The 23527-nt window shown below is 72.0% G+C and carries 25 protein-coding genes; 6 read left to right on the top strand and 19 right to left on the bottom strand.

Going from position 1 to position 23527, the window contains the following annotated elements:
• Positions 1-69: 69 nt before the first annotated feature.
• The 10 genes from ABZ490_RS40190 to ABZ490_RS40145 form a co-directional block, all read right to left on the bottom strand.
• The gene (locus ABZ490_RS40190) at positions 70-774 is read right to left on the bottom strand and encodes a hypothetical protein (protein WP_359002164.1); all 705 of its coding nucleotides are present in this window, start codon (positions 772-774) and stop codon (positions 70-72) included.
• Positions 775-832: 58 nt separating this feature from the next.
• Complete coding sequence (locus ABZ490_RS40185; RefSeq protein ID WP_359002184.1) at positions 833-1039, bottom strand: WhiB family transcriptional regulator; 207 nt, start codon at positions 1037-1039, stop codon at positions 833-835.
• A 68-nt stretch (positions 1040-1107) separates the two neighbouring features.
• Positions 1108-1284: a hypothetical protein gene (locus tag ABZ490_RS40180; RefSeq protein WP_359002162.1), complete on the bottom strand. Its 177-nt coding sequence runs from the start codon at positions 1282-1284 to the stop codon at positions 1108-1110.
• 123 nt (positions 1285-1407) lie between these two features.
• A complete protein-coding gene (locus ABZ490_RS40175) occupies positions 1408-1590 on the bottom strand; it encodes a hypothetical protein (RefSeq protein WP_359002160.1) in 183 nt (60 codons plus the stop codon).
• A gap of 226 nt (positions 1591-1816) precedes the next feature.
• Entirely contained in the window at positions 1817-3676 is a 1860-nt protein-coding gene (locus ABZ490_RS40170) for a hypothetical protein (protein WP_359002158.1), read from the bottom strand.
• The gene (locus ABZ490_RS40165) at positions 3673-4353 is read right to left on the bottom strand and encodes a bifunctional DNA primase/polymerase (RefSeq protein ID WP_359002156.1); all 681 of its coding nucleotides are present in this window, start codon (positions 4351-4353) and stop codon (positions 3673-3675) included. The genes ABZ490_RS40170 and ABZ490_RS40165 overlap by 4 nt, the downstream gene beginning before the upstream one ends.
• A 180-nt stretch (positions 4354-4533) precedes the next feature.
• Positions 4534-4884, bottom strand: coding sequence for a hypothetical protein (locus ABZ490_RS40160; RefSeq protein ID WP_359002154.1), 351 nt, complete (start codon positions 4882-4884; stop codon positions 4534-4536).
• The gene (locus ABZ490_RS40155) at positions 4881-5114 is read right to left on the bottom strand and encodes a hypothetical protein (protein ID WP_359002152.1); all 234 of its coding nucleotides are present in this window, start codon (positions 5112-5114) and stop codon (positions 4881-4883) included. The genes ABZ490_RS40160 and ABZ490_RS40155 overlap by 4 nt, the downstream gene beginning before the upstream one ends.
• A 135-nt stretch (positions 5115-5249) precedes the next feature.
• Positions 5250-5462: a DNA-binding protein gene (locus ABZ490_RS40150; protein WP_359002150.1), complete on the bottom strand. Its 213-nt coding sequence runs from the start codon at positions 5460-5462 to the stop codon at positions 5250-5252.
• Positions 5462-5698 (bottom strand): helix-turn-helix transcriptional regulator, encoded by a 237-nt coding sequence (locus tag ABZ490_RS40145; RefSeq protein WP_359002148.1) that lies wholly within the window; start codon positions 5696-5698, stop codon positions 5462-5464. Before ABZ490_RS40145 ends, ABZ490_RS40150 begins: the two co-directional genes overlap by 1 nt.
• A 115-nt stretch (positions 5699-5813) precedes the next feature.
• Between ABZ490_RS40145 and ABZ490_RS40140 the strand changes: the two genes are divergently transcribed.
• Both ABZ490_RS40140 and ABZ490_RS40135 read left to right on the top strand, forming a co-directional pair.
• Positions 5814-6671, top strand: a complete 858-nt coding sequence (locus ABZ490_RS40140; RefSeq protein ID WP_359002146.1) for a hypothetical protein — start codon at positions 5814-5816, stop codon at positions 6669-6671.
• Positions 6672-6744: 73 nt separating this feature from the next.
• On the top strand, positions 6745-7929 hold the full coding sequence (locus ABZ490_RS40135; protein WP_359002144.1) for a tyrosine-type recombinase/integrase: 1185 nt from the start codon (positions 6745-6747) through the stop codon (positions 7927-7929).
• Between the two features lie 199 nt (positions 7930-8128).
• Here ABZ490_RS40135 and ABZ490_RS40130 read toward each other — a convergent pair whose 3' ends face one another.
• The 4 genes from ABZ490_RS40130 to ABZ490_RS40115 form a co-directional block, all read right to left on the bottom strand.
• Positions 8129-8908, bottom strand: a complete 780-nt coding sequence (locus ABZ490_RS40130; protein WP_359002143.1) for an SGNH/GDSL hydrolase family protein — start codon at positions 8906-8908, stop codon at positions 8129-8131.
• An 80-nt stretch (positions 8909-8988) separates the two neighbouring features.
• Positions 8989-10002, bottom strand: a complete 1014-nt coding sequence (locus ABZ490_RS40125) for a hemolysin family protein (protein ID WP_359002141.1) — start codon at positions 10000-10002, stop codon at positions 8989-8991.
• Entirely contained in the window at positions 9999-11333 is a 1335-nt protein-coding gene (locus ABZ490_RS40120; RefSeq protein WP_359002139.1) for a hemolysin family protein, read from the bottom strand. Before ABZ490_RS40120 ends, ABZ490_RS40125 begins: the two co-directional genes overlap by 4 nt.
• A gap of 183 nt (positions 11334-11516) precedes the next feature.
• Positions 11517-11954 (bottom strand): GNAT family N-acetyltransferase, encoded by a 438-nt coding sequence (locus ABZ490_RS40115; RefSeq protein WP_359002137.1) that lies wholly within the window; start codon positions 11952-11954, stop codon positions 11517-11519.
• Positions 11955-12162: 208 nt separating this feature from the next.
• Here ABZ490_RS40115 and ABZ490_RS40110 point away from each other — a divergent pair, with 208 nt between their 5' ends.
• Positions 12163-14421, top strand: a complete 2259-nt coding sequence (locus ABZ490_RS40110) for a glycoside hydrolase family 36 protein (protein WP_359002135.1) — start codon at positions 12163-12165, stop codon at positions 14419-14421.
• 37 nt (positions 14422-14458) lie between these two features.
• Here ABZ490_RS40110 and ABZ490_RS40105 read toward each other — a convergent pair whose 3' ends face one another.
• The 3 genes from ABZ490_RS40105 to ABZ490_RS40095 all read right to left on the bottom strand — a co-directional run bounded on the left by ABZ490_RS40105 (position 14459) and on the right by ABZ490_RS40095 (position 19022).
• Positions 14459-15127 carry a flavin reductase family protein gene (locus ABZ490_RS40105; RefSeq protein ID WP_359002133.1) on the bottom strand — a complete coding sequence of 223 codons (669 nt, stop codon included), beginning with the start codon at positions 15125-15127 and terminating at the stop codon, positions 14459-14461.
• A 531-nt stretch (positions 15128-15658) separates the two neighbouring features.
• Positions 15659-18226, bottom strand: coding sequence for an FtsX-like permease family protein (locus tag ABZ490_RS40100; protein WP_359002131.1), 2568 nt, complete (start codon positions 18224-18226; stop codon positions 15659-15661).
• Between the two features lie 4 nt (positions 18227-18230).
• On the bottom strand, positions 18231-19022 hold the full coding sequence (locus tag ABZ490_RS40095) for an ABC transporter ATP-binding protein (protein WP_359002129.1): 792 nt from the start codon (positions 19020-19022) through the stop codon (positions 18231-18233).
• Positions 19023-19142: 120 nt separating this feature from the next.
• Between ABZ490_RS40095 and ABZ490_RS40090 the strand changes: the two genes are divergently transcribed.
• Together ABZ490_RS40090 and ABZ490_RS40085 are read left to right on the top strand one after the other, a co-directional pair.
• Positions 19143-19385 carry a toxin-antitoxin system HicB family antitoxin gene (locus tag ABZ490_RS40090; RefSeq protein ID WP_359002127.1) on the top strand — a complete coding sequence of 81 codons (243 nt, stop codon included), beginning with the start codon at positions 19143-19145 and terminating at the stop codon, positions 19383-19385.
• Positions 19386-19389: 4 nt separating this feature from the next.
• Positions 19390-19764 carry a fic family toxin-antitoxin system, toxin component gene (locus ABZ490_RS40085; protein ID WP_359002125.1) on the top strand — a complete coding sequence of 125 codons (375 nt, stop codon included), beginning with the start codon at positions 19390-19392 and terminating at the stop codon, positions 19762-19764.
• Between the two features lie 13 nt (positions 19765-19777).
• Here ABZ490_RS40085 and ABZ490_RS40080 read toward each other — a convergent pair whose 3' ends face one another.
• Complete coding sequence (locus ABZ490_RS40080; protein WP_359002123.1) at positions 19778-20455, bottom strand: methyltransferase domain-containing protein; 678 nt, start codon at positions 20453-20455, stop codon at positions 19778-19780.
• A 100-nt stretch (positions 20456-20555) separates the two neighbouring features.
• Positions 20556-21242, bottom strand: a complete 687-nt coding sequence (locus tag ABZ490_RS40075; RefSeq protein ID WP_359002121.1) for an alpha/beta fold hydrolase — start codon at positions 21240-21242, stop codon at positions 20556-20558.
• A 193-nt stretch (positions 21243-21435) separates the two neighbouring features.
• Here ABZ490_RS40075 and ABZ490_RS40070 point away from each other — a divergent pair, with 193 nt between their 5' ends.
• The gene (locus tag ABZ490_RS40070) at positions 21436-23526 is read left to right on the top strand and encodes a helix-turn-helix transcriptional regulator (RefSeq protein WP_359002119.1); all 2091 of its coding nucleotides are present in this window, start codon (positions 21436-21438) and stop codon (positions 23524-23526) included.
• The last annotated feature ends 1 nt before the right edge of the window (position 23527 follow it).

Genomic DNA, 23527 nt, shown 5'->3' with positions numbered 1-23527 from the left:
GCGTCGACCCGCTCCAGGTCCTCCGCCGTCACCGTGATCACGATCATCGTCTCCTCTCGAACTCGGACTTCAGCCCTGCGGCATCCGCAACCGCAGCGGCTTCGGGAACTTCTTCGCCGGCGGCTCAGGCACCAGCCGCCCCATCTCAGGACTGTCGAGGTTCACGCTCCGCCACAGCCACTCCAGCGCCGACACCAAGTGGTGCAGGGGAGACAGCCGAGCCTCAACCACACGACGCACCAGCCACACCGCCACCGACCCCGGAGCAACCGGGTGGAACTCCTCGCCCTTCACCTTCAGCCGGTCCACACCGAGGACGGACCGCTCCCCGCCGGACTCCCCGAAGAAGTCCAGCCCCGCCGCCGACAGCACCTGCACATGCCGCGCCAGGCCCTCGTTGTACGAGACACCCGCATCCGCCAGCACCACCAGAGCAGCCTGCGCCTCCACCGCCGCCTTCACGAGAGCCTTCCGCGCAGCGTCCATCTCCTGGCCCGCCGCACGGATCTCGGCCGCCGCCGCCTTCTCCAGCTCCGGCCGCGACGCCCGCCGACGCTCCTCCTCCACCTGGTGGGCGTGCGTCTCCCTCATCTCGCGCGCGTTCGCCTGCAACTGCGCCGCCATCCGGGCCGCCTCGCTGTGCTCCAGCGCCGCCACGTCCGAATACGGCGACGCCTCCAGCCTCCGCGCCGCCGCCTCCCGGGACTCCGCCGCCTCCCGGGCACGAGCCTCCGCCTGCACTACCTGCTGTTCACTGACCTGCACTGTCGCCATGACTGTTCCTCCTTGATCGGCCGGGCGGCCACACGACCACCCGGAAGTTCTCGCACCGCTACGCGGCCGTGGCCCGCCGCCTCAGCGCCCGCCGCTCGCCCTCCGTCAACCCGCCCCACACACCCGCCAGCCGGGCATCCCCGATCCCGTAGGCGGCACAGGCCTCGAGGTAGCCACACCCCGCGCACAGCAGCCGAGCCCCAGCCGGACGCGTCCCCGAACGGAAGTAGGCATCCGGATCCGCACGACACGGCAACGGCTCCACCGCCTCCACCGCGAAACCGGGAACCCCCAACTCCACCGGCCTCGCCCCCGCCGCGTGATGCCGAACGCTCAACCCTCCTGCCCCCGCTCCAACCGCCAGTTGAACGCCAGCACCGCCACCCCAGCCGCCGCAAAGCCCGCCACCGCCGACCAGCAGAACGCCGACGTCGCCAGCAGCCCGAGACCCGCACCGTCCAGCAACTCCGACCGCCAGCCGGCCACCGCCCCGAACACCTTCCGCACCACCGCCACTCCTTCCTGCCGAACCCGAACCAACGCAGACACCGGCCAATGCACCGCGGCCAACCTCATGACCGCGACAACCTTGCTTGCCTGAGGCAACCAGTAGCCCGCACGAGGACCTCACCGTCATCGGTCGGCGGTGGTCGGCTGGTCGGCCTCGGCGAGGTGGCGCAGCTTGGCCGCGTGCCGCCGGGCGACCCCAGCCCTACGCGCTGCGGCGAGTTCCTGCCGGCGCCGCTTCTCCGCGGCTGCCTTCCGGCGGGCGGCAGCGATGCGAGCCGCAACCTGCTGGTCGACGTGACTGGTCATCGAGTGCTCCTTTCGAGGGGGGACAGGGGGGACGCTGTTTGTCCCCCCCTCCCTCGCGCGGTACGCGAGTCGAGATTTAGTTGATCTTGATCTTCTATTCGAGCTGGTCAGCGCCTTGCCTGGGCTCGTAATAGTTGCGGAGTGAAACCAGTTGGGTGGCTTCGAGAGGGAGAGAGGGGGGACAAACGCCGTCCCCCCGTCCCCCTGTCCCCCCCGATGTCCCCCCTCACGGCGGGGGGACAGGGCCGGGGACGTACCGGCCTCCCTCGTCCGTCACCCACTCGCGCAGAACGGCATAGGCGAACGCGTCGGGCAGGTACCGCTTGTCCCGGCCTGCTGTCCGCTCCCGCACCGCCTTGCGGGTCTGTGGCCCCTGGTCGCGCGCTGCCACCGCGAGGCGAGTGGCCAGCCGCTCCACTGCCCGGTCCGTCCGGGCGGCTTCGGCCAACCGCTTCGCATGGTCGACGCGCACCTCCTCCTCGATGCGCGCCACGGTCCGCTTCTCCTGTTCCTGTCGGCGCTGCGCCACGCTGTAGGCGAGAACCGCATCGCGCGTCGCGCACGACGACTGCCAGAGCATCAGCGCCAACTGCCAGTCCTCGGCCGTCACATGCCGCCGCCCGGAAAGGATGGCCAGCAGCGAGGCGAGCTTGACCCTCATCACGGGGGCCTGCGAGTCGAACGGGTTCAGCTCGGCCGCCTGGACCAGGCCGCGGACCTTGGCCAGGTCGGCGGCGCGCAGCTCGGCCTTGATGGACTCGTCGAAGGAGACCAGGACGAACCGGTTCGCCTCGTCCCCGGGTACCGCTTTGGCCGCGTCCCGCCAGGCGTGCAGCTCGCCGGGCCACGGCGGTTGAACGTCGGGGATCGACGGGTCGATGACCTGCACCCAGACGAACCGCTGCGGGGTGCCCTCGGCGACCTCCTCGAACAGCGGGGCGACGGTCTCCGGCTGGAAGCCGACGAGCAGCCCGAGACTGTACGAGCCACTGGGGATGTACCGGCTGGTGTCCTTCGAGGCGTTGGTCTGCCCGAGGGTCTGGCCGACGGCCGCGCTGCGCAGGGTCTCCCCGAGCGTCGATCCGGAGCGCTCCTTCATCAGCCGGGTGATCGTGGCGCCCTCGTCGACGTAGAAGAACGCGTTGTGCCGGACCTGCTTGCGGACGCTCACGGTGACCGGCGTCTCGGTGCCGCCCCGTCGGCGTACCTCGCCGGTCTCCTCCTCGACGGTGCCCATGAAGACCTCGGCCAGGCCCTCGCCGGAGCCGAGCGGTAGGCCGTCGCGGAAGTCCAGCTCGGCCGGGGCTGGGAGCAGCCGGTCGGCGACCTCTACGCCGGTGGACTTGCCGATGCCGGACGGGCCGATGATGCCGCCGAACAGGTTCAGCGAGGCGTATCCAGCGATGCCGGTGTCGGCGCGAATCCGGTGCGACACCAGGGAGGAGAGGCGGGTGAGGACCGACAGCAGGGCGACGTCGCCGGACCGGCTGCGGGAGTGCCCGGCCTTTCGGATGTGGTCCAGCTCGGGGCGGGCGGCGTAGAACTCCTCGGGGATGAGGCCCGGGACCGGGGCGGGACCCTGCTCGCCGGGGGTCTCGGCATCGGCGTCGTCGAGAGGCTCGTCGTCGCTCGGCGGTTCACCATTGAGGTCGCTCCAGTCGATTCCCTGCGCGTCGATCAGCGCACGGAAGTCCGTGGCCTCGTTGGCGCGGGATACCGGGGGCCACGGGTTCCGGGGGCTCCCGGCGCCGGCGCGCAGTCCCGAGTCGATGCTCGGCCGGGCTCGCCCCTCGGGGTGGTTGCCCGCGCGCGCAGCCGACAGCAGTGCCTCGCGGGCCTCCCCTTCGGACAGGGCGCCGGCGCCGACGAGCGTGCCGACGTTGAAGGCGGCCCGGTTGATCGTGTTGTTCTGGTCGCCGTCGGGGGCCCTGACGATCTGGTCGCACTCGTCCTGAAGGGCCTTGCGGGTGTACGCGTCCAGGCGCTCGGACTGCACCGTGTACGAGCCCGTGCTCAGGGTCTGGCCGCCCCGGAGCTTGGCGAGCGCTGCGTCGACGCCCTGCTGGATCGCGTCCGGTGCGGTCATGCCGCCGCCCTCCGGGTCTGCGGCGTGAGGGCAGCAGGCCAGCCGACCTCCGGTTGGAGGAACCTTCCGTGTCCGGACCACTGGTACTTGCCGCCGCTGGCGTGCACGGACGGGGCAAGGAGGATGTAGCCGTTGTGCTTCACGTCCAGGCCGCGGCCGAGCGTTCCGGGCAGGGAGACGCCCGGGGTCCGGTACAGGATGTGCAGGCCGCCCCCGCCCGTGAGCTGCATGACGGTGCCGGGCAGGACACCGACACGCTCCTCCATGACGGCGAGAGACCGGTCGCCGTGATGCCGGGGGTCAATGTCGAGGACAGCCCAGCCGTTCAAGGCACAAGGCGCACCGATGTTGGCGCCCGGCTGCTCGGCCCACCACTGCCGGACCAGGGTCACATCCGTAGTCGCCGCATGGAACCCGTGGCAGGTCCGGGCTGTGCACCGGCATTCCTCAGGGCGGTGCTCGATGTAGAAAGGGTTGGGCCGCTTCTCCGTCGGAGGCCTGCACCGCACGCAGTTCGCGAACGGCGCCTTGTCTGGGCGGACGCGGAAGACGCGAATGCCTGCGGCGGCGTAGGCCACGGCCGCGCTCGGCAGGTCCGCAGGAACGTCCAGGAGGAACCGGTTCGTCACGCGGTCACCTCCGGGAAGTAGTACATGCAGGTCGGGCGGCCCACCCATCTGGCGGCATCCGAGCAGATGCTGAGGAACCCGGGGCACCCGCCGTACAGATGCGTCAGCCAATCCCGCACGACCTGAGGGTCTGCGGCGAGCGGCTGCTGCTGGTCGTTCACTCGTTGCGCTCCGGTGGAGGTACGGCCGATCCCGCGCAGAGGCGAGACCAACGGGAGTGGGGGAGGTTCAGCACGCGGGTGAGATCCTTGTGTTCAGCGCTCTGGTGAGGGCGTTGCGGGTCTCTGCCACGCCGCGGGGGTCGGTGCCGACGACCTCGACCTCGGCGCAGTCGCGGAGCGCTCCGGCGACGAGGCTGGCGATCCAGCTGCTGCAATGGCGGGCGTTGCCGATGTCGAGACGCGCCACCGTGCCAGCCGGGAGCCGCTCGATCCCGCCGTACTGCTGAGTGGGGCTCGGCGGATCCACGAAGCCGTGGGAGGCGCGAAGCTGGACACGGACGACGGCGCGCACGGCGGGCCCGCGCACGGCCGCCGAAGCGACCAGACGCGGGGTGCCGTAGCCGGCACGGGAGATCACTTGGACCTCACGACGAGAAGGACGACCATCGGCGTCTCGTGGCCGGTGATCATGCGGTCCCGATCGGCCTGCTGCGCGGCGAGGGTCTCGGCGGCCATGCGCCGGCCGGCCTCGCTGACCTCGGTGACGAAGCGCTGCCGAACGTCGTGGAGCTGCGCGGTCAGCGGGTGGACGCTGTCCCGCCCGGTCGCCTTCAGCCGGGTGTAGACCTGATGTGGGAAAGTGGACATGCGTCCATCTCCTTTCGATGTGAGTGACGAGGGCCCCGGATCTGCTTGGCGGTAGATGGCCGGGGCTTCGTCGTCGGTGGACGTGAGGCCCGGTCGCTGGTGCTAGAGACACCGACGGCCGGGCCGTCCTGCATCTCAGGCGGCTTCGAGGAGTGCCACGAGAGACGCGGTGATCACGACGTGGCGGGTGCCGAACGACAGGGTTCGCACGGGCGCCTCGCCTCGCTTGATCAACTCGTAGAGCTGCGACCTGCTGCACCCCAGAGCAAGGGCGGCGCGCGGCACGTTGACCGTCGCGGGCCACTTCCTTACCTCGGCGAGCGTCGGCTGGGCCTTCTGTGCGCCCATCAGGCCGCGCTCCGGAGCGTGCGGATGGCGGTGACGTACCGCTCCAGGTGCGCGCCCTTCGGCGTGCGGATCCCGCTTTCCCAGTTGCTGATGGCCTGTCGGGTCACACCGATGGCCTCGGCGAGCTCGCCCTGCGAGAGGCCGGCCGCCTGACGGATTGCCCGCCGCTCCTCAGGGGCCGGAAGGTCCTGGCGCAGAAGCAAGCGAGCCCGAACGCGAAGCGCTGTGGCTGTCATGTGGCCAGCTTGGCAGACCTGGCCACTTCAGGTCAACCATGCCTGCTGACCTGGTGAACCACATCTGCCGGGCTGGTGTGTTGACCCATTGTTGCGTTCTTGGGATGCTCGCCTGGTGACGAATCCCGATATCCCCATGCCCGCCGAGAACCCGGACGAGGTCTACATCCAGGCACATGTAGACCGACGTGCCGCCGCTGAACAGGCAGAAGGCGTCGTGGCGACTTTCGAGTGCCGACCCCGTAGTGAGGACTGGGAGGCCGCTGGCGACATCAGCAGGAACGCTCAGGGACTGGTGATCTCACGGCTCGAACTCCGTGCGAAGGACCCGGCCGGGAACGGGGTGACGGGGGGACTGCTGCGCCGTATCCAGGTCAGCGACATCCTGCACGTCGCGCGGGCCCACGTGGCTCTGGCTGTCCAAGCCGAAGTCGAACCGGTGGTCTATCCCCCCTCGACCTCAAGTCAGCCGCGGAGCGGCGGCCGCGGAGCACTGAGTGCCGAACTCCTTCGGAGCGTCGCCGTCGCTTACCTGGCTGAGACTGCGCCTGGGCGTCCTGCCGGAGCGGTGAAGCGGATGGCGGCAGAATTCGAACGGCCAGAAGAGACTGTTCGATCGTGGATTTCCCGCGCGCGCAAGGCGGGGTGGCTCGGGCCCAGCGTGAAGGGCCGCGCTGGCGCTGAGCCGGGGCCGCGCCTCCGGGATCTAACCCAAGAGGAGTTCGGACGGATCTTCCCGGAGGGGTACGACGAGCCCCCGCAGAACGTTACTGAGCTGGCGGCTGGTTTCAGCTCGATGTCCAAGGAGCGGCAGCGCGCGGCGTCTCACGCATGGTTCACCCCGGAGCGGCAGGCCGAGTACAACCGGGCAGCCCTCGAATGGGAGCGCAAAGAGCAGGAACGGCCAGCCGAGGGGCGACCGCAGGACGGGACCGCCGACGATGCCGATGACCAGCAGGGCGGACAGGGGTGAAGCACTGCCCGGCGCACCCAAAGCAACGATGTCACTGGCGCGACCTGAAGTCCTTCGCGAGGTGAGGGGGAGCATGGCCGAGATCAAGAAGATCGTGCTACAGAACGGCAAGACGCGATACCGCACGGTCGTCGACGCCGGCCGCAGCGAGAACGGCAAGCGAATCCAGATCACCATCACCAAGGACAAGAAGAAGGAGGTCGAAGCCGAGCGAGACCGCATCCAGCATCAACGGTCGAACGGGACGCTCATCCTCCCCAGTGAGATCACGCTGGGGGAGTGGCTGGACACCTGGCTGGAGTACAAGCGGCGCGACGTCGAGGAGACGACCATCCGCACGTACCGCCTGGCCCTGGTCCACGTCTACGACCGCATCGGACACGTTCGGCTCCAGGAACTCACCGAGGACCAGGTTCGGGACTGCATCGACGACGTCGTCGCCAACGGCCGCCGCAAGGGCGGGCAGGCCGGCACGCGCCTCGCCGTCTCGACGGCCGAGGGTGTCCTCACACGGCTGCGCGAGGCGTTGCAGCGGGCGGTCGTCCGCAAGCTGATCGCGGAGAGTCCGGCGCAGTCGGTACGGGTCAGCCTCGCGGACAAGAAGACCGACAAGCGGGAGCGGCCGAAGGTGAAGCCGTGGACCGTCGCCGAGGTGCAGCGGTTCATCGCAGGCATCGAGCGCGACCGCATGTACGCGCCCCTTCTGCTGTCGCTCATGGGATTCCGGCCGGCAGAGGTGGTCGGTCTGCGCTGGACGGACCTGGACCTGAAGTTGGCCACGCTGGAGATGGTCAACACCCGCACGATGATCGGCAACGTCCGGGTCCTGGAGAAGGACGCGAAGACCTCGGCCGGTGAACGCGTCCTGCCGCTGCCCGGCCCCGTGCTGGATGCGCTGAAGAAGTTCCGGGCGCTCCAGGCCCGCGAGAAGCTCGCGGCGGGGGAGGGCTACACCGACTCGGGCTACGTCGTCGTCGACCAGCTCGGCCTACCGAGAAACACACGGCACCTACGCGAGCACGCCTACCGGCTCATGCGCGAGCTGGAGATGCGGCAGGTCCGCCTCTACGACGCCCGGCACTCCTGCCTGTCGTACCTCGCGGTGTCCGGCGTCCCGGACGTCGTCCTCGCCGCATGGGCCGGGCACACGAACGCGAACTTCACCAAGCGGAAGTACGTGCATGTCGACGTCGAGGACATGCGTGCCGCGGCGCTTGCGTGGGGTGGCTTCCACGGCGAACCGACCGTTCGGTCGTGAGTGAATGTGAGAAATCAGGGACAGCGGGTCTGCTGAGTGGCCTTTGACCAGCAGGAATCCATGAAGGCGTAGAACAGTGTACGGATTCTACTGGCGATTCGTGCAGGCCAGCGCCACGGTCCCGTTCGGCGGATCCTACGAGACGGGCGTCACCCGGGGTGGCGGTGGGCGCGGACGGATCCCGTCCCCCCGTGCCTCCCTACGCGGGACCCTCGTACGGCAGCAGCTCGGGGCGCTTGGCCGGGCGGCCGTCCCCGGAGGAGCGGCCGGTCAGGCGGCGGCCGATCCACGGGAGCAGGTACTGCCGGGCGAAACGGGCGTCGGCGGCCCGGCGGGCGGCCCAGCCGGGCGGCACCGTCGGCGGGACCGGCGTGCGCCACTCGGTGTCCTCGGGGGCGTACCCCAGGGTCTGCCAGACCGCCTCGGCGACCCGGCGGTGCCCCTCGGGCGTCAGGTGCAGCCGGTCGACGTCCCACAGCCGGGGATCGGAGAGCGAGGGGGCGCCGTACAGGTCCACGACCAGCGCGCCGTGCCGCTCGGCGAGCCCCTCGACACAGTCGAACAGCTCCTCCATGCGCGGCCGGAACCGCTCCAGGACGGGACCCTGCCGCCCCGGGCTGCGCATCAGCACCAGCTGCTTGCAGGCCGGGGCGAGCCGCTCCACCGCCTCCGTGAGCAGCCCCTTGACCATGCCCATGTCGCACTTGGGGCGCAGGGTGTCGTTGAGACCGCCGACCAGGGTGATCACATCGGCGTCCATCGAGGCGGCCACGTCCACCTGCTCCTCGACGATCTGCCCGATCAGCTTGCCGCGCACCGCGAGATTGGCGTACCGGAAGCCGGGCGTGCGGGCCGCCATCCGGCCCGCCAGGACATCGGCCCAGCCCCGGTAGGAGCCGTCGGGCAGCAGGTCCGACATGCCCTCGGTGAAGGAGTCGCCGACCGCGACCAGGCTGGTGTGTGTGGGGTTCGTCTGCATGGCGACATAGATGGTAGCCCGAGTCCCATACCCGTCGGTCGGTCAGCCCTGTCCGGTACGCGGCCCCGGGCGCCCCCGGCTCACGCCGGCTGTCCGAACAGCTCGCGCAGCACGTCCTCCATCGTCACCAGCCCGGGCATCCGTCCGTCCGCGCCGAGCACGGCCGCCAGATGCGTGCGGCTGCCCCGCATCGCGGTGAGGACGTCGTCCAGCGGCGTCGCCTCCCGCACGCGCGCGATGGGCCGCATGTCCCGCAGCCGGAACGGCTCGTCCCGGGGCGAGGCGTCCAGCGCGTCCTTCACATGCAGATAGCCGATGATCCGGCGCCCCTCGTCCACCACCGGGAACCGGGAGAACCCCGACTCGGCGGACAGCCCCTCCAGCTCCTCCGGCGTGATGCCCACGCGCGCGTGGACGATCCGCTCCAGCGGCAGGACGACATCGCGCACCGGGCGGCGGCCCAGCTCCAGGGCGTCGTGCAGACGCTCCTGGGCACGGCCGTCGATGAGCCCCGCCGCCCCCGCGTCCTTGACGATCTGGGCGAGCTGGGCGTCGGAGAAGGCCGCCGTGACCTCGTCCTTGGTCTCGATCCGCAGCAGCTTCAGCAGGGCGTTGGCGAACGCGTTGATCGCGAAGATCACCGGCCGCAGCGCCCGCGACAGCGTGACCAGCGGCGGGCCGAGCACCAGCGCGGTGCGCACCGGCTCCGCGAGCGCGATGTTCTTCGGGACCATCTCGCCGAGCAGCATGTGCAGATACGTGGCCAGCACCAGCGCGATCACGAAGGACACGACGTGGCCCGCGCCCTCGGGCACACCGATCGCGTGGAACACCGGCTCCAGCAGATGCGCGATCGCCGGTTCGGCGACCACACCGAGGATCAGCGTGCACAGGGTGATGCCGAGCTGGGCCGCCGCCATCAGCGCGGACACGTGCTGCAGGCCCCACAGCACGCTCTTGGCGCGCCGGTCGCCCTGCTCGGCGTACGGCTCGATCTGGGCGCGCCGGACGGAGATCAGCGCGAACTCCGCGCCGACGAAGAACGCGTTGACGACGAGGGTCGCCAGGGCGATCAGCAGCTGTACGGCGGTCACTGGTCCGCCCCTTCCACGTGGTCCTCGGCGAGCGGGGCGTGCAGCAGCACGCGGGCGGCGCGGCGGCCGGACGCGTCGACCACGTCCATGCGCCAGCCGGCGACCTCGACGCCGTCACCGACTGCCGGTATCCGGCCCAGTTCGGTGGCGACGAGGCCGGCGAGCGTCTCGTACGGCCCCTCGGGCGCGTGCAGACCCACCCGCGCGAGCTGGTCCATCCGGGCCGCTCCGTCGGCCGAGTACAGCGCGCGGCCGGCGTCGTCGGTGCCCGCGGGGGCCAGGTCGGGCGTCTCGTGCGGGTCGTGCTCGTCGCGGACCTCGCCCACGACCTCCTCGACGATGTCCTCCAGGGTCGCCACGCCCGCCGTGCCGCCGTACTCGTCGATGACCACGGCCATCGTCCGCTTGCCGGACAGCCGGTCCAGCAGTCGGTCCACGGTCAGGGACTCCGGGACCAGCAGCGGCTCGCGCATGATCTCCGACACGGGGACGTGCAGACGCCGGTCGGCGGGGATCGCCAGGGCGTCCTTGATGTGCACGGTGCCCACGACCGCGTCCAGGCCGCCGCGGTGGACGGGGAAGCGGGACAGGCCCGTGGCCCGGGTCGCGTTCGCCACGTCCTCGCAGGTCGCCAGGGCGTCCAGGGAGATGACCTGGACGCGCGGGGTCATCACGTTCTCCGCGGTCAGGTCGGCCAGGTTCAGGGTGCGCACGAACAGCTCGGCGGTGTCCGCCTCCAGCGCGCCCTCACGGGCCGAGTGGCGGGCCAGGGCCGCCAGCTCCTGGGGGCCGCGCGCGGCGGCCAGCTCCTCGGTGGGCTCCACGCCGAAGCGGCGCACGACGTGGTTGGCGGTGTTGTTGAGATGGGTGATGAAGGGCCGGAAGGCGGAGCTGAACCAGCGCTGCCCGTTGCCCACGGTCTTGGCCACGGGCAGCGGCGAGGAGATCGCCCAGTTCTTGGGCACCAGTTCGCCGACGACCATCAGGAAGACCGTCGACAGCGCCGTGCCCAGCACGAGCGCCACCGAACTCGCCGTCCCGCCCGACAGGCCCGCCGACTCCAGCGGTCCCGCGATCAGCGCGGCGATCGACGGCTCGGCGAGCATGCCGACGACCAGGTTCGTCACAGTGATGCCGAGCTGCGCGCCGGAGAGCTGGAAGGTGAGATTCCGTACGGCCTCGAGCGCGCCGGAGGCGCCGCGCTCACCGCGTTCCGCCGCCCGTTCCAGCTCGCTGCGCTCGACCGTGGTCAGCGAGAACTCGGCGGCGACGAAGGCACCGCACGCGAGGGACAGCAGGATCGCCACCAGCAGCAGGAGCACTTCCGTCATCGGTTCACCTCCGTCCCATGGTCCGGCAGGGCAGGGAGGATCGCGCGATGTCGCGCACGGCTACTGGGAGGCTCGCCCATGGGCGGACGCTCACACCTTTCCAGGACTCGTCGGGGGACCGCGCGCTGCCGCACGGTCCCCCAATGGTAAAGGGTCAGCAAAGTCCCCCGGCCGGGGTGTCGGTCAGGGCGCCGGCCGGCCGGCGAACGGCTTCACCCAGCGCCGCCACTTCTCCTCCGGCGCGTACCCCGCGGCGCGCCACGCATGATGCGCCGTCTCGTTCCGGCTGAGCACCATCGCGTCCCCGCGCCGCCCGCCCAGCCCTACGAACCGCTCCTCGGCGGCGTCCAGCAGCGCCGAGCCGATGCCCTGACGGCGCCGCTCCGGATGCACCGCCAGCCGGTACAGATGGCACCGCCACCCGTCGAACCCGGCGATCACCGTGCCCACCAGCTCACCACCCCGCTCGGCCAGCAGCAGCGCTCCGGGGTCCCGGGCGACCAGCCGCTCCACGCCGGCGCGGTCGTCGCTGATGCTCGTCCCCTCGGCGGCGGACTTCCAGAAGGCGAGAACGGTGTCCAGGTCGTCGGGCGTCGCGGCCCGTATGCGCAGATCAGACATGCGGCGATCCCATCACGGGCGCGCGGGCCGGGCGGGGAATTCCACGATCCGGACGGCGACTTGAGCGGGCCGCGAGCCGGTGGATACCGTGCGGGGTGCAGACAGTAAACGTTTTCCGTCAACAGTAAGTGTTCCTTCCTGTTCTCCCTCCCGCCCATCCGCACACCCTCCCGCCCATCCGCACACCCTCCCGGCCGGAGCCGCCCTCATGACCATCACCCACCTGTGCTGGGGGACCGCCGAGCTCTCCCTGCTCCTCGCCCTGGACACCGCCGGCCCCGCGCGGCTGCTGGCCGCGGGTGAGGCGGCCTCCCTCCCGGACCCGGACCGCGAGCCCGAGCGGTGCGCCGCCCTCGCCCGCCGCGCCCTGCCGCTGGTCGAGATGCAGACCACGGACGGCGGCCGCCTCGGCACCTCCGGCAAGCGGCATGTCGACGGCGCGCTCTCCCGCGCCCTGCGCTGCACCGGCCACGAGGGGGAGAACGCCTCGGGCCTGCGCACCCTGCGGATCCGGATGGCCGACGACACGACCGGGCTGCGGGTGACCGCCGAGTACCGGCTGCGCGACGGCATACCGGTGCTGCACGCCGAGGTGCGGGTGGAGAACACGGGCGACACCCCGGTGACCCTCGAGTACGTGTCCTCGTTCGCGCTGTCCAACCTGGCCCGCACCCTGCCGCCCGGCCGGCACTGGGAGGACGGACTCGCGCTGTGGCTCGCGGCCAACCCGTGGAGCGGTGAGTTCCGCTGGTCGCGGGCGACGCTCGCCGAGCGCGGGCTGGTCGACGTCGGCATGGTGGCGTACGGCCAGACCGGCTCGAAGAACCGGATCGCCGTGACCAGCACCGGCTCCTGGTCCTCCTCCGAACACCTGCCGATGGGCTGCCTGGAGGAGCCGGACAGCGGTCGCGCGCTGGCGTGGCAGATCGAGCACAACGGCTCCTGGCACGCCGAACTCGCCGACCGCTTCGACGACCTGTACCTGACGCTGTCCGGACCGACGGACCGCGAACACCAGTGGCACCGCCGACTGGCTCCTCAGGAAACCTTCCTCACGGTCCCCGTCGCGGTGGCCCTCGTCCCCTCGGGAGGCTTCCCGGCCGCGGTCGCCGCGCTGACCGGCCACCGACGGGCCACCCGCCGCCCGCATCCCGACCTGGACGGGCTGCCGGTGGTCTTCAACGACTTCATGAACAGCCTGATGGGGGAGCCCAGCACCGAGGCGCTGCTGCCGCTGGTGGACGCGGCGGCGCGGGCGGGCGCCGAGGTCTTCTGCGTCGACGCGGGCTGGTTCGACCCCGAGCCGCCCGGCACCGCCGGTCCCGGCGGGGTGCCCGGCTGGTGGGACGCCGTGGGGGAGTGGCGGGAGTCCGCGACCCGGTTCCCCGGCGGACTCGGGGAGGTCATGGACCGGATCCGGGACGCGGGCATGGTGCCGGGCCTGTGGCTGGAACCGGAGGTGGTCGGCGTGCGCAGCCCGGTCGCGGCCGCGCTGCCCGACGAGGCGTTCTTCCGCCGGAACGGGGTCCGGGTCGTCGAATGGGGCCGCCACCAGCTCGACCTGCGGCACCCGGCCGCCCGCGCCCACCTCGACACGGTCGTGGACCGGCTGGTGCGCGACCACGGCGTCGGTTACCTCAAACTCGACTACAACATCGACATCGGCGCGGGCACGGACGGCGTCCCGCCCACCACCGCGACGGGCGCCGGCACCCGCGACCGCGCCGGCACCGGTGACGCCGGTGGCCACGGCCCCGGTGACGGGCTGCTCGGGCACAACCGCGCCTACCTGGACTGGCTCGACGGCGTGCTCGACCGTCATCCCGGCCTGACCCTGGAGAGCTGCGCGGCCGGCGGCAGCCGGACGGACCACGCGATCCTGTCCCGGTTGCCCATCCACTCCGTCACCGACCAGCAGGACTTCCGGCTGCTGCCCGCCATCGCCGCCGCCGCGCCCACGGCCGTCACCCCGGAGCAGGGCGCGATCTGGGCGTACCCGCAGCCCGAGCACTCCGCCGCCGACCTCTCCACCGTGCTGGTGTCGGCGCTGCTCGGCCGTGTCCACCTCAGCGGCCGGCCCGACCTGTTGAGCGACGAGCAGCACGCGCGCGTGCGGGAAGCCGTGGACACGTACAAGGGGTACCGGCATCTCCTGCCGACCGCGCGCCCTCACTGGCCGCTGGGCCTGCCCGGCTGGCGCGAGGGCCGGCCGGCCCTCGCCCTGGCGGCGACGGACGGTACGACCCTCCTGGCCCTGTGGCGCAGGACCGGGGCGCCCGCGACGGTCACGGTCCCCCTGCCCTGGACGGGGCCGGACGACCGGCCCCGGGTGCTGTTCGAGGCACAGGGGGAGCCGGGCGAAGGGGTGGCGCTCGACTGGGACCCGCCGACCCGCACCCTGCGGGCGGTTCTCCCGGCGGAGGGATCGGCGGCCCTGATCGTCCTGGAGCCGCCCGCCCGGGACTGAGCACGCCCAGCGCCTGCGCAGCACCGGTTCATGGCGATCAGATACGGGCCGTACACGCATCCGTAGAAGGTTGCGCGCCCTGCTGGAGCCGGTGGGGCATCCGCCAGCCCTCGGCGAGGCGCGACGGATGCACGGTGTGTCCGCCGCCGAAGAACTCACAGAACTTCATCATCAGCGGATCCCAGGCGAGCGGATCCACATGGTGGGAGCCGGGGATCAGCAGGCTCTCCTCGACATGAGCCCGCACGACCGCCACTTCGAAGGCGGTGGCCAACGACGCCGCACTGACGAGGGGATGGGCCGAGACGACCTTGCACTCCAGCTGGATCGGACACTCAGCGACCCGCGGAGGCCCGACCAGCTCGGCCTTCTGCTCGGTCACCTGCCCGAGCGCGAACTTGTCCGGCTCGTACCGGTATCCCTGCCGTGCCTTGGCCTCAGGGACAGCCGGCGTCCCGGTGGTGAGTGCGAGTCGGTCGACGGCGGAGACCAGCGACGAGGACGGCAGGTTGAGCACGCACTCGCGTTCACGCAGCAGATTCGAGGTCGTCCGGCTGCTGTTGTCCAGACCGAGCACACACGACTGCCCCAGCCACCACGCGGAGGACATGGGCGCGAGGTTCGCGGTGCCGTCCTCATTGCGTGAACTGATCAGCACGACGGGAGTCCCGAAGTACAGAACGCTGAGTCCGGGCACTACGTGCATGGTTTCACCTTTCCTGGGTGGGCCGGGCGGGCCCACGACGAGCCGTCGAGGCGCGGCGCGTACGACCTTCGCCGAGTCCGTGGGAAGGCGCTGGCGGTAACCGGACGTCGCATTGCGTGTGCCGCAGACGACATGGGGAGGAAGGCCCACCGGCGAGCCCGCCCCGACCGGACCGCCCCCCGGGGCGCGAAGCCGCACGTCCTCCCCGTCACTCACAAGGCGATCGGCGGGTGGCAGCACAGGGCTCGATCACCGGCGATCATCGGCGCCCCGGCGTCGGACCGGGTTCACCGGTGGTCCGGCACCGCCCGGCTCCTGCTCCGACCTGGGGCCCGCCGCGCCCATAGCCCGCTGTTCCTCACCGGTGGCACGGCCCCGGCCGGAACGCCGACGCGCCCCTGGAGCGGTGTGTCCGTCCGGGCGTCGCCGCGGTCGCCCGACAGGTCGCCGAGCGCGACCCCGCCGTACCCGCGCGATCGCACCCCGGCCGGGCCCGGCGGCTACCGGGCCGCAGCGCACGGCAGTGGTGCCTCACTCGTGGGCGATCGCCGCCAGGACGTTCATCCGGGAGGCCCGGAGTGCGGGCAGCAGGGCCGCGACGACGCCGACCACCGCCGAGCCGATGACGACCGCGACGATCGTGCCCCACGGGACGGCGAGGGCCTTCATGCCCTGGAGGGCGAGGACCTGCTGGATGCAGACGCCCCAGATCAGGCCCAGCGCCAGTCCCAGGACCGCGCCGAAGACCGCGATCACCACCGATTCCAGCCGGATCATCCGCCGGAGCTGACGGCGTCCCAGACCGATCGCGCGCAGCAGCCCGATCTCCCGGGTCCGTTCCACCACCGACAGCGCCAGGGTGTTGACCACGCCGAGCACCGCGATGACGATCGCGAGGCCGAGGAGGGCGTACACCAGGTAGAGCAGGACGGCGATCTGGTCGTGGACCAGCTTCTTGTAGTCGGCCTGGTCGCGGACCTGGACCTGCGGATACGCGTCGAGCGTCTTCTCCAGCCGGGGCCGCAGCTGCTCGGCGCTCGTGCCGGGCGTCGCGTTCACGTACAGCGCGGAGTCCTGGCCGCCGGGCACGTACTTCTCCACGGTCCCCATCCCGAGGAACAGCCCGCCCTCCATGCCGAACCCCTCGGAGGCGTCCTGGTCGGTGAGCGCGCCCACCTTCAGCGAGGTCGTGCGGTCGCCGGGGAACTCGACCGGGAGCACACTGCCCAGCTTCACCCCGTGATCCTTGGCGAAGTCCACGTCCATGCCGATCGCGCCGTCCGCCAGCGCCGCCGCCGAGTCGCCCTGGGCGTACGTGACATGGGCGACGTCGTCGAGCCGGTCGTCGTACCCGGAGGCCGTCGTCTCGACCCGCTTGCCGTCCGGCAGCCGTACGGCGAGGGGCGCGAACCGCTGCCGTACGACGAGGCCGACGCCGTCGGTGGCGCGGACCGCGTTCGTCACCTCCTGGGAGAAGGGCGTGAAGTTGGCGTTCTGGATCACGTAGTCCGCGCCGAGCGTCTTGTCGATCTGCTCGTCGAACGACTTCGACATCGAGGCGCTCGCCACGGACATGCCGCCGACCAGGGCGAGGCCCACCATCAGCGCCGCCGCGGTGGCGCCCGTGCGGCGCGGGTTGCGCAGGGCGTTGCGCTGGCTCATCCGCCCGACCGGGCCGAACAGGGCCGGGAAGGCGCCGCCGAGGACCCGGATCACCGGCCGGACCAGCAGCGGCCCCGCGATCACGGTGGCGATCAGCGTCAGGACCACGCCGAGCCCCAGGAGGGAGGCCGCGGACGCCGTCTTCGAGGCGGTCGCACAGCCCAGCAGGGCCGCCGCACCCAGCGCCCCTACGACCGCCCCGACGATCGCGCGCACCTTCATCGGCCGGCCCACACCGGCGATGTCCGCGTCCGCGAGGGCCGCCATGGGCGAGACGGTGGCGGCGCGCCGGGCCGGGAGGTAGGCGGCCACGAAGGTGACGCCCACGCCGACGACGTACGCCGCCACCGGGGTCCCCCAGCCGACGACCATCTCCGTCGTCTTCAGGTTCATGCCGAACGCGCTCATCAGCCGGATCAGCCCGGCCGCCAGACCGATACCGGCGGCGAGGCCCAGGGTGGAGCCCACGAGCCCGAGCAGCACCGCCTCGGTCAGCACCGAGCGCCGGACCTGACGGCGGTCGGCGCCGAGCGCGCGCAGCAGCCCCAGCTCACGGGTGCGCTGGGCGATCAGCATCGAGAACGTGTTGACGATCAGGAACACACCGACGAGGACGGCGATGCCGGCGAACCCGAGCATCACGTACTTGATCACGTCGAGGAAGCCGCCCAGCGACGCGGCCGAGGACTTGGCCTGCTCGTCGGCGGTCTTCACGTCGTACGGCCCGGAGCCCAGCGCGGCCGAGACGCGGTCCTTGAGCACGGCGTCGGAGACGCCCGGCGCCGCGTCGACCGAGATGCTGGTGGCCTTGTCCGCCGAGCCCAGCAGTTCGGTCGCGGCCACCTTGGGGTCGAGGAAGACCAGGGCCGCGCCCGGGTTGGTGGTGGTGAAGGTGGCGATGCCGACGATCTCGACGTCGAAGGAGCCCGGCTGGGCCATCACGGTGAGCGTGTCGCCGATCTTCACGTTCTTCTTGTCGGCGGTGTCGGCGTCCAGCATGGCCTGGCCGGCGCCTTGCGGGGCGTGGCCGGAGGTCAGCTTCACGGGGCTGCGGTGGGTGACGTACCAGTCGGTGGCGATGGTGGGGGCGCCGGTGGTGGGGCCGACGGACTTGTGGTCGCTGTCGACGACGGTGATGTTCTCGACGCTGACGTCCGCGTGCGCGGAGGCGACCCCGTCGACCCGCGCGACCTGTCCGGCGAGGGCGGCCGGCACCGTCTGCACCGCGCCGCTCGGCACATTGGAGTTCAGGTCGTCCTTCGGCTCCACGGTCACGTCCGCCGCGGTGGAGGCGAACAGCCGGTCGAAGGTGCGGGTCACCGTGTCCGAGAAGATCAGGCTGCCCGCGACGAACGCCACGGACAGCACGACGGCGAGGGCCGACAGCAGCAGCCGTCCCTTGTGCGCCAGGAAACTCCTGAGGGTCGCCTTCAGCACCGGGTCAGTCCTCCTCGGGAGCGCCGTCCGCGACGGATGCGCGGCCGACGTCGAACCGTTTCATCCGTTCGAGCACCGCATCGGCCGTAGGCCGCTCCATCTGGTCCACTATCCGGCCGTCCGCCAGGAAGAGGACCAGATCGGAGTGGGCGGCGGCGCCCGGGTCGTGGGTGACCATGACGACCGTCTGGCCGAGCTCGTCCACCGCCTGGCGCAGGAACGCGAGCACCTCGAGACCGGCCCGCGAGTCCAGATTGCCGGTCGGTTCGTCGGCGAAGATCAGCTCGGGCCGGGAGACCAGCGCCCGGGCGCAGGCCACGCGCTGCTGCTGGCCGCCGGAGAGCTGGGACGGCCGGTGCTTGAGGCGCTCCCGCAGCCCGAGTGTGTCGACGACCTGGTCCAGCCACTTCTCGTCGGGCTTGCGGCCCGCGATGTCCATGGGCAGCGTGATGTTCTCGGCCGCGTTCAGCGTCGGGATCAGGTTGAACGACTGGAACATGAACCCGATCCGGTCCCGCCGGAGCCGGGTCAGCTCGCGCTCCTTGAGCCCCGTGATCTCCGTGTCGCCGAGCCAGACCTGACCGGCCGAGACGGTGTCGAGTCCGGCCAGACAGTGCATCAGCGTGGACTTCCCGGACCCCGAGGGCCCCATGACCGCGGTGAAGCGGCCCCGGGCGATGCTCACGTCCACGGAGTCCAGGGCCAGCACCGTCGTCTCACCGGAGCCGTACGCCTTGGTCAGACCGTGGGCACGGGCCGCGATCCCGTCGGGGGTGGACAAGGCCGCTGTGGACAAGACTGCCTCCTCGCTCGCGTCGACGTGCCGAGACTAGTGTGACCCGGCGCACAGTCGGTATCTCTTTTCGATTCCGGCGCGCCCTTGCCGCGCTAGCACCCTCGCGCTAGCGTCGAAGGCATGGCGAAGACCCAGCTGAACGTACGCGTCGACGAGGGCACGGCCCAGGCCGCCCGCGAGCGCGCCACGGCGCGCGGCATGAGCGTCAACCGCTATATCGAGGAGCTGGTCAGACAGGACGCCGGCGAGGTGGGCCACACCTTCGTGGAGGCCGCCGCCGACTTCATGAAGCAGTACGAGAACGTCTTCGCCGAGGAATTCGGCGCGGACCGCGAGGGCGCCGTGCCGGAAGGCCGCCGCTGATCCCTTGAGCGATCTCCGTATCGATCTCGCCTGGCTCCTCATGCTCGCCGAGCAGCAGACCCCGGGCGACCCCCAGGTCACCGACTGGGGCGCCCTGATCGCCGCCGTGGCACGCCATCAGGCCGAGATATTCGACGTCCCCGTGTACACCGACCCGCCGGCCCGCGCGGCCGCGCTGCTCCAACTGCTCATCCACGTCCCCGCGCTGGAGCGCTCCAACGCGCTGTTCGCCTGCGCGGTCGCCTACGCCTACCTCGTCGCCAGCGGTCTGAAGGTGGCCACCTCACCCGAACAGGTGCGCGATCTGGCCCGGCTGGTCAAGACGGGCGAGGCATCGGTCGCCGAGATCGCGCAGGAACTGCGCGCATGGAGCCTGTGACGCCCGCCCCGGCCTAGGCGGGCTTGCGGGCCGTGCCCAGTACGGCGTAGGAGAAGGGGAGCCTCGGCCCCTTCTCCGGCAGGTACATCCGCCGGTACGGGCCGAGTTCGAAGCCGGCCTCGCGCAGTGCGCCGACCGTGTCCCGGGTCAGATGGCAGCCGCCCGCGAGGGAGGGCCAGACCGTGCGGTCCAGGGCGCGCTGGGTGGCCCGCATCGCCCGGCCGCCGCCGGGGCCGTGTTCCAGGAACCGCAGTTCGCCGCCGGGCCGCAGTACCCGCCGCAGCTCGGCCAGCGCCCGCGGCACGTCCCGCACACTGCACAGCACCAGCGAGACCACCGCCGCGTCGAACGCCTCGCTCTTGACCGGCAGCGCCTCCGCCGCGCCGGGCACCACGTCCACCGGCACCCCGGCGCGCAGTGCCGCCTCCAGCGCCAGAGCCCGCATCCGGCGCTCCGGTTCGATCGCGACGACCTCCGAGACGGCACCCGGATAGTGCGCGAAGTTCAGTCCGTTGCCCGCGCCGATCTCGATGACCCGGCCGGAGAGCCCGGCGAGCAGCCGGGCCCGCACACCGGCGAGACCGGCCCGGGTCTCCGCGGCCGAACCGAGCGCGGCGTACAAGCGGGCGAACAGCGGGTGGTGGACGGGGTCACCGGGCACCCGGCCGGAGCCGGCGGACCGTATCGGCATGACGACCTCCCGGGCAGGACGGGCCTCCCCGGATTCTCCCCCGTGGGGAGCCGTCGCACCCCCGCTGTCCCTCACACGGTCGTGGTCGTGTGCGCGAGGATCACTGGATGAAGTCGCGCACCTGCTGGTAGACGCCGTAGTCGTTGTTCATGTCGTTGTGCGAGATGCATCCGACGCCGACGTTGGTGGCCCCGCTCAGCAGCGCCGAGGAGTCGGGGTCGATGGCCGCGTCGCAGTTCGACCAGTAGGTCCCGTAGGTCACGCTGCCCGGCGTCTCGTCACCGGAGTTGAGCGCGGTGAGGAACGAGCTGCCGGTGACCATCTCGGCGCACGACGTATACAGCCAGCTGCACCAGGAGGCCACCGACGTACCGTGGTTGACGCCCGCGACGGAGACGAAGTCGTCCACGTAGGACGTGCCGCCGAGGTTCTTGAGGTAGTAGCGGGCGCTGAGGGCGCCCATCGAGTGGATGACCACGTCGACCTTGCTCGCGCCGGTTCTCGCCAGCACGTTCTTGATCTCGGTGGCCAGCTGGGAGGCCGTCGTGGCGTTCGACTGGGACCAGCTGTACGTCCACGCGTCCAGCTCGGCGGACGTGTAGCCGTCGGCCTTGAAGTCGGCGACCCAGTCGTCCCAGCTGCTCGACGAGCTGCTGATGCCGTGCACGAAGACGATGGGGTTGTGGGTCGCCGCCCGGGCGGACGGGGCGGAGAGCGAGAGTGACAGAAGGAGCGAAGAGACCGCGGCCGAGAGGACCGTGGCGATGCGACGCCTGGAGCGCTGCATGATGCCTCCTGAAACGGGTGGGGTTGCCAGGAGTGTCCGGTCGGGTCTACGCGCGCCGCATCGGTGAAATCGCCGGTCTTTACTGTTCAAGTAACCCGCCAGTAACGTCAATCGCGTGGTGACTCCTGTAAACCCCCCACGTCTCGACGGCACTTCGCCACCGCCGCCCCCGGCCCCGTGGCGGCGCCCCGTCATGTCCCTCCCCGAGGGCGTCCGGGTGCGCGTGCTGCGTCTGGTGTACGGCGATCAGCGCGCCGCCGCCGAACTCGCCGCCCGGCTCACCGACCGTCAGGCGGCCGGCCTGGACCCCCTGCCCACCGGCCCCGCCGACCTCGCCCCCACCCTGCTGCACGGCTACCGCCGGGAGATCCGCGCCCTGCCCGAGGACACCCGGCTGCTGCTGCTCCTCGCCGCCGCCGACCAGTACCCGGTCGCCACCCACGCCTTCCTGCGCGCCGTGGCCGCCGCCCGCCTCGACACCCGCCCGCTGGAGGCCGCCGAGAGCGCCGGCATCGCGTACGCCACGGCGGGCGGGGTCGGCTTCCGCGACGCCTGGACCCGGATCGCCGCCTACGAGACGGCCACCCCCGCCGACCGCCGCGAGGCCCACCGGCTGCTCGCCCGCGTCCTGCACGACGACACCGAACTGCCCCGCCGCTCCTGGCACCGGGGCGCGGCCGCGCTCGGCCCCAGCGGACGGCTCGCGGCCGAACTGACGGCCGCCGCCGACCGGGCCCGTCGGGCCGCCGACCCCGCCCTCGCCGCCGCCCTCACCGAACGCGCCGCCGCGCTCGGCACCGACCCCCGCGAACAGCCCCGCCTCCTCGCCCGCGCGGCGGCCGACGCCTGGCACTCCGGCGACGCCGACCACGCCCGCACCCTCGCCGCCCGCACCCACACCGACGCCCTCACCGGCGTCCTCGCGCTGCGCACCGGCCAGGCGGGGGAGGCGTTCGACGCGCTCATCGCCGGGGCCACCCTCGGCACCGAACCCGTCCCGCTCCTCACCCGCGCCACCGAAGCCGCCATCTACACCGGTGACCTGCGCCGATGTACGGAAGCCGTGGCCGCCGCGCGGCGGCTCGGCGTCCGGCCGCCGGGTGTGCTCCCGGCTCTCGCCGCCGCGGCCGACGGACGGTACGAGGACGCCCGCGACCTGCTGGAGGCGACCGCCGGACGGTGCGGGCCGGGCGGCGACCCCAGCCGCCTCCTGCACGCCGGCATCGCCGCCCTGATGCTCGGCGACCACACCCGCGCCGCCACCGCCACCGTCCGCGCGGCCGCCGCCGCCCGCGCCCGGGGCCTGACCGCGATGGTCTCCCAGGCGATGGAGTTCCGCGCCTACGCCGACTTCTGGACCGGCCGCCCGCGCGCCGCCGAGGCCGCCGCGCTGGACGCCCTACGGCAGTCGTACGCCACCGGACAGGACAACGGCGCCTGCCATCTCCAGGCCGCCCTCGCGATGTTCGCCGCGCTCACCGGCGACGGCGACCTGTGCCGTGAGCGGGCCGCGGCGGCCCGCTCCTACGCCCTCGCCCACGGCCTCGGGCTGCCGGCCGCCCTGGCCCAGTGGGCGCTCGCCTTCCTCGACCTCGGCTCCGGCCGCTACGGCGCCGCCGCCGCCCGGCTGCGCGCCCTCGCCGCCTTCGGCCCGGGCCACGGCCACCGGGCCGTCCGCCATCTGGCCACCCCGCACTACGTCGAGGCCGCCGCCCGCGCGGGCGACACCCGGATCGCCCGCGCCGCCCATGCCGACTACGACCGCTGGGCCCGCGCCGTCCGCAGCCCCGACGACCTCGCGCTGAGCGCCCGCTGCCGGGCCCTGCTCACCCCCGGCGCCGAAGCGCTCGACCACTACCGGACGGCTCTCGATCTGCACGCCGAGGGCACCCGTGCCTTCGAACGCGCCCGCACGGAACTGCTGTTCGGCAGCGCCCTGCGGCGGTTGCGGCGCCGCGCGGAGGCCCGGGACCGGCTGCACAGCGCGCGTGAGGCGTTCGAGTCCTTCGGGGCGCCGCACTGTGCGGAGGCCGCCCGTGCGGAGTTGCGCGCCCTCGGGGCGCCGGCCGGCCCGGCGCGGGGTGCCGAGCCGCCGGTCGTCCGGCTGACCGCCCAGCAGCTGCTGGTTGCCCGGATGGCCGCGGAGGGTGCCACGAACCGGGAGATCGCCGGGCGGCTCGCGCTCAGTCCGCGGACCATCGATCACCATCTGCGGGGGGTTTTCACGCGGCTGGGGATTCGGTCCCGGATCGAGTTGGTGCGGTTGCTCTCGGAAGCGGAATGAG

It is taken from the genome of Streptomyces sp. NPDC005811, from assembly GCF_040630405.1.
In the GTDB taxonomy this organism is placed as follows: domain Bacteria; phylum Actinomycetota; class Actinomycetes; order Streptomycetales; family Streptomycetaceae; genus Streptomyces.
The sequence above is the reverse complement of the archived record's forward strand: the minus strand, read 5'-3'. Positions and strand labels throughout refer to the sequence as shown.